Origin of the sequence: Enterobacter sp. PTB (assembly GCF_051130085.1) — a bacterium.
GTDB lineage: Bacteria > Pseudomonadota > Gammaproteobacteria > Enterobacterales > Enterobacteriaceae > Enterobacter > Enterobacter ludwigii.
Window position 1 is genome coordinate 50,378 of sequence record NZ_JBDKEE010000008.1, and the last position, 14,575, is coordinate 64,952.

Below are 14,575 nucleotides of genomic sequence, written 5' to 3' on the forward strand. Positions count from 1 at the left end.
AATATGTAAGCGCTACCACTGATTGGACATGCTGTTACTTAGCAGCCTGTTAATATTCTGAGTTTATCATACTCTGTCTAAGCGCACTGTCTGCGGTTGCGCTACCCCTCCGTCGTGTTATCATCAGGGCAGACCGGTTACATCCCCCTAACAAGTAAACCTGTCATTTTTCCGCTGCAGGCATGCTGTCGGTAGCGTGAATTATCCAGGGCACGTTAAAAGAGAAACACTATCATGACGGATAAATTGACCTCCCTTCGTCAGTTCACCACTGTCGTAGCTGACACCGGAGATATCGCGGCAATGAAGCTGTACCAGCCGCAGGATGCCACCACCAACCCTTCTCTGATCCTTAACGCCGCACAGATCCCTGAGTATCGCAAACTGATTGACGACGCAGTGACCTGGGCGAAAGCACAGAGCAACGACCGCGCGCAGCAGGTTGTTGATGCCACTGATAAACTGGCCGTGAACATTGGTCTGGAAATTCTGAAACTGGTTCCTGGCCGCATCTCTACCGAAGTTGACGCACGTCTCTCCTACGACACCGAAGCGTCTATCGCCAAAGCAAAACGTCTGATCAAAATGTACAACGATGCCGGCATCAGCAATGACCGCATCCTGATCAAACTGGCGTCAACCTGGCAGGGTATTCGTGCAGCTGAACAGCTGGAAAAAGACGGTATCAACTGTAACCTGACGCTGCTGTTCTCCTTCGCACAGGCGCGTGCATGTGCGGAAGCCGGCGTATACCTGATTTCTCCATTCGTTGGCCGTATTCTGGACTGGTACAAAGCCAACACGGATAAGAAAGAGTACGCGGCATCTGAAGATCCAGGCGTCGTTTCCGTGACCGAAATCTACGAATACTACAAACAGCACGGTTATGAGACTGTGGTGATGGGCGCAAGCTTCCGTAACGTAGGTGAAATCATCGAACTGGCTGGCTGTGACCGCCTGACCATCGCCCCGGCACTGCTGAAAGAGCTGGCTGAAAGCGAAGGTGCTATCGAGCGTAAACTGTCCTACACCGGTGAAGTGAAAGCGCGTCCGGAGCGCATCACTGAATCTGAGTTCCTGTGGCAGCATAACCAGGATCCAATGGCTGTAGATAAACTGGCGGACGGTATCCGTAAGTTTGCTATCGACCAGGAAAAACTGGAAAAAATGATCGGCGACCTGCTGTAATCATTCTGCGTGACCGGGTCCCCGGTCACGCTACTTCTTTCGTACTCTGTCTGAATTTCCCCTCTGCGTGTATCATTCCCTTTAATCAGTACTTTTTTGAATGGAATGGATATGAATACCTTACGCATCGGCTTAGTGTCGATTTCTGACCGCGCCTCCAGCGGTGTTTATCAGGATAAAGGCATCCCCGCGCTGGAAGAATGGCTGGGCAGTGCGTTGACAACCCCCTTTGAGATCCAGACCCGCCTGATCCCTGACGAGCAGCCAATTATCGAACAGACACTCTGTGAGCTGGTGGATGAGATGAGCTGCCACCTGGTATTGACCACGGGAGGCACCGGACCTGCGCGCCGGGACGTCACTCCGGATGCCACGCTGGCGGTTGCCGATCGTGAGATGCCTGGCTTCGGTGAGCAGATGCGCCAGATCAGTCTACACTTTGTCCCGACGGCGATCCTCTCCCGTCAGGTCGGGGTGATCCGCAAGCAGGCATTGATTCTGAATTTGCCGGGCCAGCCGAAGTCCATCAAAGAGACGCTTGAAGGACTGAAAGCGGAAGATGGCAGCGTGATCGTGCACGGGATTTTTGCAAGTGTACCGTATTGTATACAGTTACTTGACGGCCCGTATGTGGAGACCGATGAGAAAGTGGTAGCAGCTTTTCGTCCGAAAAACGCCCGTCGCGAGACAATCTCCTGAAATTAATCAATATGTGACATTAGCTGAAGCGACGGTAGCGTGGTAAGGGTTTTACGGTATAGTAATATTTTCTTTACGTTTGCTGTAAAAATAAATCCACAACACAAGCCAAATGGTTCGCTATGTCACATAACACCCGACCTCTGAATCGACAGGACTACAAAACCCTCACGCTCGCGGCCTTAGGCGGTGCGCTGGAGTTTTACGACTTTATCATCTTCGTCTTCTTCGCCGCCGTGGTGGGGGAGCTTTTCTTCCCGGCAGATATCCCGGAGTGGTTGCGCCAGGTGCAAACCTTCGGCATTTTTGCCGCCGGGTATCTGGCACGACCGCTGGGTGGCATTGTGATGGCCCACTTTGGTGACCTGGTCGGGCGTAAGAAGATGTTCACGCTCAGCATTTTACTGATGGCCGTGCCGACGCTGGCCATTGGTCTGCTGCCTACTTACGCCTCAATGGGCATTGTTGCTCCGCTGCTGCTGTTGCTGATGCGCATTCTTCAGGGGGCGGCAATTGGCGGCGAAGTGCCGGGGGCCTGGGTATTTGTGGCGGAGCATGTGCCGGCGCGCCGCATCGGCATCGCCTGTGGAACCTTAACGGCGGGGCTGACTGTCGGTATCCTCCTCGGTTCAGTGGTGGCCACTATCGTGAATACCAGCATGACGCAACAGGCGGTTCACGACTGGGGATGGCGCGTACCGTTCCTGCTCGGCGGGGCGTTTGGCCTGGTGGCGATGTATCTTCGCCGCTGGCTGCAGGAGACACCCATTTTCCTTGAGATGCAGCAGCGCAAGGCGCTGGCGCAGGAGTTGCCGGTAAAAGCCGTGGTGGTGCGCCACCGAAGCGCGGTTGTGGTGTCGATGCTGCTCACCTGGCTGCTGTCGGCGGGCATCGTGGTCGTTATCTTAATGTCTCCGGTATGGCTGCAAAAGCAGTACGGTTTTGCGCCGGCGGTAACGTTGCAGGCAAACAGTATCGCCACCATTATGCTCTGCTTTGGCTGTCTGGCCGCGGGGCTGGCCGTTGATCGTATCGGTGCCGGCCTGACTTTCATCATCGGCAGCCTGCTGCTGGCTGCGTCGAGCTGGGCGTTTTACCACCTGGCAGGCAGCCATCCTGAACAGCTGTTCCTGCTCTACGGTACGGTCGGGCTGTGCGTGGGGGTTGTCGGTGCAGTGCCGTATGTGATGGTGCGAGCTTTTCCGCCGGAGGTCCGCTTCACCGGGATCTCTTTTTCCTATAACGTCTCTTACGCCATCTTTGGCGGGCTGACGCCGATTGCGGTCACGGTGTTGATGGGAGTATCCCCGATGGCACCTGCCTGGTATGTGCTCGCGCTGTCGGTGATGGGGCTGGTGTTAGGCATTTGGCTTCGGCAGAAACAGGGATGTCGTGCCCGCGAGGCGGACACGACAGATGGATCAGTGTTTTTCACCAATCGGTAGGATGGTGCGGTCAAACTGCTCGTTCAGCACTTCACCCATTGCCAGGTAGATAGCGCTTGCACCGCACACCAGACCAATCCAGCCGGCAATATGCACGATGCTTGCGTTATCCACGAGGTGGCCGATCGCCAGCAGGGCGAACAGCACGGTCAGGCTCAGGAAAACAAACTGCAGTGCGCGGTTGCCTTTCAGGGTGCCGAAGAACATAAACAGCGTGAAGATGCCCCACAGACCAAGGTAAACGCCCAGGAAATGTGCGTTTGCCGCGTCTGCCAGGCCCATTTTAGGCATCAGCAGGATCGCGACCAGGGTCAGCCAGAAAGAACCATAAGAGGTAAATGCGGTTAAGCCGAAGGTGTTGCCTTTCTTATATTCCAGCAGGCCCGCGAAGATTTGCGCGATACCGCCGTAAAAAATGCCCATCGCCAGGATAATGCCATCCATCGGGAACATCCCGATGTTGTGCAGGTTCAGCAGGATAGTGGTCATGCCAAAACCCATCAGGCCCAGCGGAGCCGGATTAGCCAACTTAGTGTTGCCCATAAGTCCTCAAAAAAATCATCATTAATATGGTGAAATGGTTAAACCCGCGTCAGTTCTCCCTGACGGGGCGCGGCATCATAATGGGCGCAATCAATGCCGTCTATGATCTCATCAGGGTGAAATTAAAAATTTTTTTTACCGTTCCCCCTTGATGGACGCTGGCGCGACCCCATCTTGTAGTCAACCGCAGTGTGTGGACCTGAAAAAAATCAATTGTGGGCAGTTGAAAAAGCACGTTCTGCCCTTATTACAGGTACACAACCACATGTTGACTGAATTTTAAGTGGAGACGTTTAGATGGGTAAAATTATTGGTATCGACCTGGGTACTACCAACTCTTGTGTAGCGATTATGGATGGCACTACCGCACGCGTGCTGGAGAACGCCGAGGGCGATCGCACCACGCCTTCTATCATTGCTTATACCCAGGATGGTGAAACTCTGGTTGGTCAGCCGGCTAAACGTCAGGCAGTGACAAACCCGCAAAATACCCTGTTTGCGATTAAACGCCTGATTGGCCGCCGCTTCCAGGACGAAGAAGTTCAGCGTGACGTTTCTATCATGCCTTACAAAATCATCGCAGCAGATAACGGCGATGCATGGCTTGATGTGAAAGGCACCAAAACGGCACCACCGCAGATCTCTGCTGAAGTGCTGAAAAAAATGAAGAAAACCGCAGAAGATTACCTGGGTGAACCGGTAACTGAAGCTGTTATCACCGTTCCTGCTTACTTCAACGATGCTCAGCGTCAGGCTACGAAAGATGCTGGCCGTATCGCAGGTCTGGAAGTAAAACGTATCATCAACGAACCAACCGCAGCGGCACTGGCTTACGGTCTGGATAAAGAAGTTGGCAACCGTACTATCGCGGTTTACGACCTGGGTGGTGGTACTTTCGATATCTCTATTATCGAAATCGACGAAGTTGATGGCGAAAAAACCTTCGAAGTTCTGGCAACCAACGGTGATACCCACCTGGGTGGTGAAGACTTCGATACCCGTCTGATCAACTACCTCGTTGATGAGTTCAAGAAAGATCAGGGCATTGACCTGCGTAACGACCCGCTGGCAATGCAGCGCCTGAAAGAAGCCGCTGAGAAAGCGAAGATCGAACTGTCTTCCGCTCAGCAGACCGACGTGAACCTGCCGTATATCACTGCAGACGCGACCGGTCCTAAACACATGAACATTAAAGTGACCCGTGCGAAACTGGAAAGCCTGGTTGAAGACCTGGTGAACCGTTCCATCGAGCCACTGAAAGTCGCTCTGCAGGATGCTGGCCTGTCCGTGTCTGATATCAACGACGTTATCCTCGTCGGTGGCCAGACCCGTATGCCAATGGTTCAGAAGAAAGTGGCTGAATTCTTTGGTAAAGAGCCACGTAAAGACGTTAACCCGGACGAAGCAGTGGCTATCGGTGCTGCTGTTCAGGGTGGTGTGTTGACGGGTGATGTGAAAGACGTTCTGCTGCTGGACGTTACCCCGCTGTCTCTGGGTATCGAAACCATGGGCGGTGTGATGACGGCGCTTATCACCAAAAATACCACTATCCCTACTAAGCACAGCCAGGTGTTCTCTACTGCTGAAGACAACCAGTCTGCAGTAACCATCCATGTGCTGCAGGGTGAGCGTAAGCGTGCGGCGGATAACAAGTCACTGGGTCAGTTCAACCTGGATGGCATTAACCCGGCGCCACGCGGTATGCCGCAGATCGAAGTAACCTTCGATATCGATGCTGACGGTATCCTGCACGTTTCCGCGAAAGACAAAAACAGCGGTAAAGAGCAGAAGATCACCATTAAGGCCTCTTCCGGTCTGAACGAAGAAGAGATCCAGAAAATGGTTCGTGAAGCAGAAGCGAACGCGGAATCTGACCGTAAGTTCGAAGAGCTGGTTCAGACCCGCAACCAGGGCGACCATCTGCTGCACAGCACCCGTAAGCAGGTTGAAGAAGCCGGCGATAAACTGCCAGCTGAAGACAAAACGGCTATCGAAGCTGCACTGAGCGCGCTGGAAACGTCTCTGAAAGGCGAAGATAAAGCGGATATCGAAGCGAAGATGCAGGAGCTGGCACAGGCTTCTCAGAAGCTGATGGAAATCGCTCAGCAGCAGCACGCCCAACAGCAGGCTGGCGCTGACGCTTCTCAGAACAACGCGAAAGACGACGACGTTGTCGACGCTGAGTTCGAAGAAGTGAAAGACAAAAAATAATCGCCCTGATGCAGGGTAATTAATCGGCACGGGCGTAGGAGAACTCTCCACGCCCGTGCTCGCATGTTAAGGGGCTTAAAAAAACCAATGGCAAAGCAAGACTATTACGAGATTTTAGGCGTTCCGAAAACTGCGGAAGAGCGTGAAATCAAAAAGGCGTATAAGCGCCTGGCCATGAAATTCCACCCGGACCGCAACCAGGGTGACAAAGAGGCTGAAGCCAAATTTAAAGAGATCAAAGAAGCCTACGAAGTCCTGACCGATGCACAGAAACGTGCGGCCTATGACCAGTACGGCCACGCAGCCTTCGAACAAGGCGGCATGGGCGGCGGTGGATTCGGTGGCGGCGGCTTTGGCGGCGGCGCTGACTTCAGCGATATCTTTGGCGATGTTTTCGGCGACATTTTTGGCGGCGGTCGTGGCCGTCAGCGCGCGGCGCGCGGCGCCGACCTGCGCTACAACATGGATCTGACGCTGGAAGAGGCCGTACGTGGCGTCACCAAAGAGATCCGTATTCCGACGCTGGAAGAGTGTGACGTTTGCCACGGCAGCGGCGCGAAAGCAGGCACCCAGCCGCAAACCTGTCCAACCTGTCACGGTTCCGGTCAGGTACAGATGCGTCAGGGCTTCTTCGCCGTGCAGCAGGCGTGTCCGCACTGTCATGGTCGCGGTACGCTGATTAAAGACCCCTGCACAAAATGCCACGGTCATGGTCGCGTTGAGAAAACCAAGACGCTGTCCGTTAAAATCCCGGCTGGCGTGGACACGGGCGACCGTATCCGTCTGGCAGGTGAAGGTGAGGCCGGCGAGCACGGTGCACCGGCAGGCGATCTGTACGTTCAGGTTCAGGTCAAGCAGCACGCCATCTTTGAGCGTGAAGGCAACAACCTGTACTGTGAAGTGCCCATCAACTTCGCCATGGCGGCACTCGGTGGCGAAATTGAAGTGCCAACGCTTGATGGTCGCGTCAATCTGAAGGTTCCAGGCGAAACCCAGACCGGCAAGCTGTTCCGCATGCGTGGTAAAGGTGTTAAATCCGTTCGCGGTGGTGCGCAGGGCGACCTGCTGTGCCGCGTGGTGGTTGAAACCCCGGTTGGCCTGAACGACAAGCAGAAACAGCTGCTGAAAGAGCTGCAGGAAAGTTTTGGCGGCCCGACGGGTGAGAAAAACAGCCCGCGCTCCAAAAGCTTCTTCGATGGCGTCAAAAAATTCTTCGACGATTTGACCCGCTGATCCGTTAGCTGGTGTTCATCTCAAAAGCCCGGAAGCGATTTCGGGCTTTTTCTTTTTGTAGCTGTCCTCATGGCTATCATTCGGTAAAACTGAATATATACTCAACATTAATCTGCTTTTGCCGAGCTGTTTGGCCTGGTATTATGGTTTTACCGAAGTATTGCTGTAAGAGAGAGCCTACGTGAAATTAATACACCGTTTTTTTAGCAGTGAAGCATCAGGCGGCATCATCCTGATTATTGCCGCTGCGGCCGCGATGGCGCTGGCCAATATGGGTTTCACACGCGACTTTTACCACGCGTTTCTGGAAACTCCCGTCGAGCTGAAAGTCGGGGCGCTGGAAATTAACAAGAACATGCTGCTGTGGATCAACGATGCACTGATGGCCGTGTTTTTCCTGCTGGTAGGGCTGGAGGTTAAGCGTGAGCTGGTCCTGGGCTCGCTTGCCAGCCGTCAGCGTGCCGCGTTCCCGGTGATTGCCGCATTCGGGGGGATGGTCATTCCGGCGTTGCTCTTCCTGGCGTTCACCTGGCAGGATCCGGTATCGCGTCATGGCTGGGCCATTCCGGCGGCAACGGATATCGCGTTTGCCCTGGGTGTGCTGGCCTTGCTGGGAAGCCGCGTGCCGGTGGCACTGAAAATCTTCCTGATGGCGCTGGCGATCATTGATGACCTGGGCGCGATTGTCATTATTGCGCTGTTCTACACCAGCGACCTGTCGATCCTGTCGTTGAGCGTTGCCGCAGGAGCGATTGCGGTACTGGCGCTGTTGAACATTTGCAACGTGCGCCGCATCGGGATCTACGTGCTGGTGGGGATGGTGCTGTGGACCGCGGTACTGAAATCAGGCGTGCACGCTACGCTCGCCGGGGTCATCGTCGGCTTCTTCGTTCCGCTTAAGCCGCAGGAGGGGAAATCGCCTGCCAAACAGCTGGAGCATGTACTGCACCCGTGGGTCGCCTTTATGATCCTGCCGCTGTTTGCTTTCGCTAATGCAGGCGTTTCGCTGGAAGGGGTAACCCTTGAGGGACTGACCTCAATGTTGCCGCTGGGCATTATTGCCGGACTGTTTATTGGTAAGCCGCTGGGTATTAGCCTGTTCTGCTGGCTGGCGCTGAAGCTGAAGCTGGCCTCACTGCCGCACGGCACCACGTTTAAGCAGATCATGGCGGTGGGCGTGCTGTGTGGCATTGGGTTTACCATGTCGATCTTTATCTCAACGCTGGCTTTTGGTGCCCATGCGCCTGAGCTTATCGTCTGGGCGAAGCTGGGTATCCTTATCGGATCGTTACTGGCCGCAGTCACTGGCTATACCTTATTGAAGGTCAAACTGTCCGGACCGGTCGTTCAGGCATAACAGGAAACCGGGAGAAGAACACCTTCTCCCGCTACACGATCAGGGAGCGAAGACACGATGTCTCATTTGAATTACAACCACCTTTACTACTTCTGGCACGTCTATAAGCAGGGCTCGGTCGTGGGGGCGGCAGAGGCGCTCTACCTGACGCCGCAGACCATCACCGGGCAAATCAAAGCGCTGGAAGAGCGGCTGCAGGGCAAGCTCTTTAAGCGCAAGGGCCGTGGGATTGAGCCAAGTGAGCTGGGCGAACTGGTTTTCCGCTACGCGGATAAGATGTTCACCTTAAGCCAGGAGATGCTGGATATTGTTAACTACCGCAAAGAGTCAAACCTGCTCTTTGACGTCGGCGTGGCGGATGCGTTGTCAAAACGGCTGGTCAGCGGCGTGCTGGATGCGGCGGTGGTCGAAGATGAGCAAATCCATCTGCGCTGTTTTGAATCCACGCACGAGATGCTGCTGGAGCAGCTGAGCCAGCATAAGCTGGATATGATTATCTCGGACTGCCCGATTGACTCTACGCAGCAGGAAGGGCTGTTCTCGGTGAAGATTGGCGAATGCGGGGTCAGCTTCTGGTGCATTAACCCGCCGCCGGAAAAACCGTTTCCAGCCTGTCTGGAAGAGCGTCGTTTGCTGGTGCCAGGCCGGCGCTCCATGCTTGGGCGCAAACTGCTGAACTGGTTTAACTCTCAGGGACTGAAGGTGGAGATCCTCGGCGAGTTTGACGATGCGGCGCTAATGAAAGCCTTTGGTGAGGCGCATAACGCCATCTTCGTTGCACCGACGCTGTACGTGCACGATCTCTATTCAGATAACAAGATTACGGAGATTGGCCGGGTCGATAACGTGATGGAGGAGTATCACGCGATATTTGCAGAAAGGATGATTCAACATCCGGCGGTACAGCGCATCTGTAACCGCGACTACTCGGCGCTGTTTACGCCACCGGCAATCTGAAGATATAAAAAAACCCGCGTTAAGCGGGTTCTTTTAAAACAAGCAACAACAAGTGGCGATTAAGCCAGTTTGTTGATCTGCGCGGTCAGGTTTGCTTTATGACGCGCTGCTTTGTTTTTGTGGATCAGACCTTTAGCAGCCTGACGATCCACGATTGGTTGCATTTCATTAAATGCGTTCTGCGCAGCAGCTTTGTCGCCAGCTTCGATAGCTGCGTATACTTTCTTGATGAAAGTACGCATCATAGAGCGACGGCTTGCATTGTGCTTACGAGCCTTTTCAGACTGGATAGCACGTTTCTTAGCTGATTTGATATTAGCCAAGGTCCAACTCCCAAATATGATCTATGTGGACAATTCAAAGGCCGAGGAATATGCCCTCTATACCTTCTTTTGTCAATGGATTTGTGCAAATAAGCGCCGTTGATTGGCGACGCTACGTTACGTAGTGATGGCGCAGGATTCTACCAGCTTGTCGCTCGTGAATACAGCTTTTCGGCACAAAAAACGCAGTTCACGGGCAGATTTTTTTGCTGTGAAAGGTCAGCCTGATGAAATCATTACGGCTTTCTGTTTTGCGCGAACAATCGCCGGTTAACCTTAACCGCTGTACAAGGTATACTTTGGCGATTTTCACTGTTTTGAGCCAGACATGAAGCTGATACGCGGCATACATAATCTCAGCAGAGCACCGCACGGGTGCGTGCTGACCATTGGTAATTTCGACGGCGTGCATCGTGGTCATCAGGCGCTGCTGCAGGGATTGCGTAAAGAAGGGGAGGCGCGTGGCCTGCCCGTTGTAGTGATGATTTTTGAGCCGCAGCCGCTGGAGCTGTTTGCCGGCGATAAATCACCGGCTCGCCTCACTCGCCTGCGCGAGAAGTTGCGCTACCTGGCAGAGTCCGGGGTGGACTACGTATTGTGCGTGCGTTTCGATCGCCGCTTTGCCGCGCTCACAGCACAAAATTTCGTCAGTGACCTGCTGGTCAGGCGCCTTGGCGTGCAGTTTCTGGCCGTGGGGGATGATTTCCGCTTTGGCGCTGGTCGTCAGGGCGATTTCTTGCTATTACAGAAGGCTGGCCTCGAGTACGGCTTTGATGTCACCAGCGCAATGACCTTTTGCGAAGGTGGCGTCCGGGTTAGCAGCACTGCGGTGCGTCAGGCGCTGGCCAACGATGAACTGGATACGGCGGAAACGCTGCTGGGACATCCGTTTAGCATTTCAGGCCGTGTGGTCCATGGCGATGCGCTGGGCCGCACCATAGGTTTCCCGACGGCGAATATACCGCTACGTCGTCAGGTCTCCCCGGTTAAAGGGGTATATGCGGTGGAAGTGGCTGGTCTGGGCGATAAACCGTATTTCGGTGTCGCCAATATTGGCACACGTCCTACAGTCGCCGGTGTCCGTCAACAATTAGAAGTGCACCTGCTGGACGTTGTAATGGACCTTTATGGTCGCCATATAGATGTGATACTGCGTAAAAAAATACGCAATGAGCAGCGATTTGCTTCGCTGGATGAACTAAAGGCGCAAATCGCGCGAGATGAATTAACGGCCCGCGAGTTTTTTGGGCGAGTAAACCCGGCTTAAATGCCTACGTGAAAAATACGGAACCGAGAATCTGATGAGTGACTATAAATCAACCCTGAATTTGCCGGAAACAGGGTTCCCGATGCGCGGCGATCTCGCCAAGCGCGAACCGGGAATGCTGGCGCGTTGGACCGATGATGACCTGTACGGCATCATCCGTGCAGCCAAAAAAGGCAAAAAAACCTTCATTCTGCATGATGGCCCTCCATATGCGAATGGCAGCATTCATATTGGTCACTCTGTAAACAAGATTCTGAAAGACATTATCGTGAAGTCCAAAGGCCTCGCGGGATATGACTCGCCTTACGTTCCGGGCTGGGACTGCCATGGTCTGCCAATCGAACTGAAAGTTGAGCAAGAGTTTGGTAAGCCGGGTGAGAAGTTCACCGCGGCAGAATTCCGCGCAAAATGTCGCGAATACGCGGCTACGCAGGTTGACGGTCAGCGTCAGGACTTTATCCGCCTGGGCGTGCTGGGTGACTGGTCACGTCCGTACCTGACCATGGACTTCAAAACCGAAGCCAACATCATCCGTGCGCTGGGTAAAATCATCGGTAACGGCCATCTGCACAAAGGCGCGAAGCCGGTGCACTGGTGCGTGGACTGCCGTTCTGCGCTGGCAGAAGCGGAAGTGGAGTATTACGACAAAACCTCTCCGTCTATCGACGTGGCCTTCCACGCGGTCGATCAGGAGGCGGTGAAAGCCAAATTTGGCGTGACCTCTGTCAACGGCCCCATCTCGCTGGTTATCTGGACCACCACCCCGTGGACGCTGCCAGCAAACCGCGCGATCTCCCTGTCCGGTGAGTTCGAGTACGCGCTGGTGCAGGTTGACGGTCAGGCGCTGATCCTGGCGAAAGATCTGGTCGAAAGCGTGCTGAAACGCGCGAACATCGCCGACTATACCGTGCTGGGCACCGTGAAAGGTGACGCGCTGGAGCTGATGCGCTTCAAACACCCATTCCTGGACTTCGATGTGCCGGCGATCCTGGGCGATCACGTGACGCTGGATGCGGGTACCGGTGCGGTACATACCGCCGGTGGTCACGGTCCTGACGACTACAGCATCAGCCTGAAATACGGTCTTGAAATCGCTAACCCGGTGGGTCCTGACGGTTCTTACCTGCCAGGCACCTACCCGGCGCTGGACGGTATCAACGTCTTCAAAGCGAACGACATCATCGTTGACATGCTGCGCACCAGCGGCGCGCTGCTGCACGTTGAGAAAATGCAGCACAGCTATCCGTGCTGCTGGCGTCACAAATCACCGATCATCTTCCGTGCGACCCCACAGTGGTTCATCAGCATGGATCAGAAAGGCCTGCGCGAGCAGTCCCTGAAAGAGATCAAAGGCGTGCAGTGGATCCCGGACTGGGGTCAGGCGCGTATCGAATCCATGGTTGCTAACCGTCCTGACTGGTGTATCTCCCGTCAGCGTACCTGGGGCGTACCAATGTCTCTGTTCGTGCACAAAGAGACACAGGAACTGCACCCGAACACCCTGGCGCTGATGGAAGAAGTCGCGAAGCGTGTTGAAGTTGACGGCATTCAGGCATGGTGGGATCTCGATTCCCGCGACATCCTGGGCGCTGATGCAGACAACTACGAGAAAGTGCCTGATACCCTGGACGTGTGGTTTGACTCCGGTTCAACGCACGCGTCTGTTGTTGACGTGCGTCCGGAATTTGCCGGCCACGCGGCAGATATGTATCTGGAAGGTTCTGACCAACACCGCGGCTGGTTCATGTCATCGCTGATGATTTCCACCGCCATGAAAGGTAAAGCACCGTATCGCCAGGTGCTGACCCACGGTTTCACCGTGGATGGTCAGGGCCGTAAGATGTCTAAATCGATCGGTAACACCGTCTCTCCGCAGGACGTGATGAACAAACTGGGCGCGGACATTCTGCGTCTGTGGGTTGCTTCTACCGACTATACCGGCGAAATGGCGGTGTCGGACGAGATCCTGAAACGTGCTGCCGACAGCTATCGTCGTATCCGTAACACCGCGCGCTTCCTGCTGGCGAACCTGAACGGGTTCGATCCGGTAAAAGATATGGTGAAACCGGAAGAGATGGTGGTGCTGGATCGCTGGGCGGTAGGCTGCGCGAAAGCGGCACAGGAAGATATCCTGAAGGCTTACGAATCTTACGATTTCCACGAAGTGGTGCAGCGCCTGATGCGCTTCTGCTCCATCGAGATGGGCTCGTTCTACCTCGACATCATCAAAGACCGCCAGTACACCGCGAAAGCGGACAGCGTGGCGCGTCGTAGCTGCCAGACTGCGCTGTTCCACATCGCAGAAGCGCTGGTTCGCTGGATGGCACCGATCATGTCCTTCACCGCAGATGAAATCTGGGGTTACCTGCCAGGCGACCGTGAGAAGTATGTCTTCACCGGCGAGTGGTATGAAGGTCTGTTCGATCTCTCCAGCACCGAAGCGATGAACGATGCCTTCTGGGACGATCTGCTGAAAGTGCGTGGCGAAGTGAACAAGGTTATCGAGCAGGCGCGTGCTGACAAGAAAGTCGGCGGCTCGCTGGAAGCGGCAGTTACCCTGTACGCCGAGCCAGAGCTGGCGGCGAAACTGACGGCGCTGGGCGATGAATTACGATTTGTCCTGTTGACCTCCGGTGCGAAAGTTGCGGATTATGCCCAGGCGTCTGCTGATGCACAGCAGAGCGAACTGCTCAAAGGACTGAAAGTCGCACTGAGCAAAGCCGAAGGTGATAAATGCCCGCGTTGCTGGCATTACACCACTGATGTCGGCCAGGTGGCGGAACACGCAGATATCTGCGGACGCTGTGTCAGCAACGTCGCCGGTGACGGCGAGAAACGTAAGTTTGCCTGATGAGTAAAACTCTCTGTTCAACAGGATTGCGCTGGCTGTGGCTGGTGGTGGTAGTGCTGATTATCGATCTGGGCAGCAAGTTCCTGATCCTCCAGAATTTTGCTCTGGGGGAGACGGTGTCGCTGTTCCCGTCGCTTAACCTGCATTACGCACGTAACTACGGTGCGGCGTTTAGTTTCCTTGCTGACAGCGGTGGCTGGCAGCGCTGGTTCTTTGCAGGTATCGCTATCGGTATCTGCGTGGTGCTATCGCTGCTGATGTACCGTTCGAAGGCAACACAAAAGCTAAATAACATCGCCTATGCGCTGATTATCGGTGGCGCGCTGGGCAACCTGTTTGATCGCCTGTGGCACGGCTTTGTGGTCGATATGATCGACTTCTATGTCGGCGACTGGCACTTCGCGACCTTTAACCTCGCCGACAGCGCAATTTGCATCGGCGCGGCGTTAATCGTGCTGGAAGGCTTCTTGCCGAACGCGGCCGCGAAGAAACAGGCTTAAA

Annotated in this window: 12 protein-coding genes and 1 pseudogene; 11 read left to right on the plus strand and 2 right to left on the minus strand. The window is 54.6% G+C overall.

From position 1 onward, the window contains the following. Positions 1 to 234 precede the first annotated feature (234 nt). From tal to AAIR21_RS12035, 3 genes are all read left to right on the plus strand, one after another. Positions 235 to 1,188, plus strand: coding sequence for a transaldolase (gene tal / locus AAIR21_RS12025; protein ID WP_014168563.1), 954 nt, complete (start codon positions 235 to 237; stop codon positions 1,186 to 1,188). A gap of 111 nt (positions 1,189 to 1,299) precedes the next feature. Continuing rightward, positions 1,300 to 1,887, plus strand: coding sequence for a molybdopterin adenylyltransferase (gene mog, locus AAIR21_RS12030; protein ID WP_020882540.1), 588 nt, complete (start codon positions 1,300 to 1,302; stop codon positions 1,885 to 1,887). Between the two features lie 122 nt (positions 1,888 to 2,009). Then, positions 2,010 to 3,332, plus strand: coding sequence for an MFS transporter (locus AAIR21_RS12035; protein ID WP_032681686.1), 1,323 nt, complete (start codon positions 2,010 to 2,012; stop codon positions 3,330 to 3,332). On the opposite strand, the gene satP is transcribed toward AAIR21_RS12035, so the two are convergent. Next, positions 3,309 to 3,875, minus strand: a complete 567-nt coding sequence (gene satP / locus AAIR21_RS12040; protein ID WP_183516771.1) for an acetate uptake transporter — start codon at positions 3,873 to 3,875, stop codon at positions 3,309 to 3,311. The genes AAIR21_RS12035 and satP overlap by 24 nt on opposite strands. 297 nt (positions 3,876 to 4,172) lie before the next feature. Between satP and dnaK the strand changes: the two genes are divergently transcribed. The 4 genes from dnaK to nhaR all read left to right on the plus strand — a co-directional run bounded on the left by dnaK (position 4,173) and on the right by nhaR (position 9,633). After that, on the plus strand, positions 4,173 to 6,086 hold the full coding sequence (dnaK, locus tag AAIR21_RS12045; RefSeq protein ID WP_014168568.1) for a molecular chaperone DnaK: 1,914 nt from the start codon (positions 4,173 to 4,175) through the stop codon (positions 6,084 to 6,086). Positions 6,087 to 6,173: 87 nt separating this feature from the next. Beyond that, a complete protein-coding gene (gene dnaJ, locus AAIR21_RS12050) occupies positions 6,174 to 7,319 on the plus strand; it encodes a molecular chaperone DnaJ (protein WP_020882543.1) in 1,146 nt (381 codons plus the stop codon). A 181-nt stretch (positions 7,320 to 7,500) separates the two neighbouring features. After that, a complete protein-coding gene (gene nhaA / locus AAIR21_RS12055) occupies positions 7,501 to 8,676 on the plus strand; it encodes a Na+/H+ antiporter NhaA (RefSeq protein ID WP_014168571.1) in 1,176 nt (391 codons plus the stop codon). Between the two features lie 57 nt (positions 8,677 to 8,733). Continuing rightward, on the plus strand, positions 8,734 to 9,633 hold the full coding sequence (gene nhaR / locus AAIR21_RS12060) for a transcriptional activator NhaR (RefSeq protein ID WP_014168572.1): 900 nt from the start codon (positions 8,734 to 8,736) through the stop codon (positions 9,631 to 9,633). A gap of 59 nt (positions 9,634 to 9,692) precedes the next feature. Here the strand turns inward: nhaR and rpsT are convergent, their stop codons facing one another. Continuing rightward, positions 9,693 to 9,956, minus strand: coding sequence for a 30S ribosomal protein S20 (gene rpsT, locus AAIR21_RS12065; RefSeq protein WP_008502037.1), 264 nt, complete (start codon positions 9,954 to 9,956; stop codon positions 9,693 to 9,695). A 102-nt stretch (positions 9,957 to 10,058) separates the two neighbouring features. Between rpsT and AAIR21_RS12070 the strand changes: the two are divergent. The 4 genes and pseudogenes from AAIR21_RS12070 to lspA all read left to right on the plus strand — a co-directional run bounded on the left by AAIR21_RS12070 (position 10,059) and on the right by lspA (position 14,574). Then, positions 10,059 to 10,277: pseudogene (locus tag AAIR21_RS12070) on the plus strand (DUF2575 domain-containing protein). A 7-nt stretch (positions 10,278 to 10,284) separates the two neighbouring features. Beyond that, on the plus strand, positions 10,285 to 11,223 hold the full coding sequence (ribF, locus tag AAIR21_RS12075; RefSeq protein WP_014168574.1) for a bifunctional riboflavin kinase/FAD synthetase: 939 nt from the start codon (positions 10,285 to 10,287) through the stop codon (positions 11,221 to 11,223). 34 nt (positions 11,224 to 11,257) lie between these two features. Further along, positions 11,258 to 14,074 (plus strand): isoleucine--tRNA ligase, encoded by a 2,817-nt coding sequence (gene ileS / locus AAIR21_RS12080; protein ID WP_047356964.1) that lies wholly within the window; start codon positions 11,258 to 11,260, stop codon positions 14,072 to 14,074. Beyond that, positions 14,074 to 14,574, plus strand: coding sequence for a signal peptidase II (lspA, locus tag AAIR21_RS12085; protein WP_020882545.1), 501 nt, complete (start codon positions 14,074 to 14,076; stop codon positions 14,572 to 14,574). Before ileS ends, lspA begins: the two co-directional genes overlap by 1 nt. Position 14,575 lies beyond the last annotated feature (1 nt).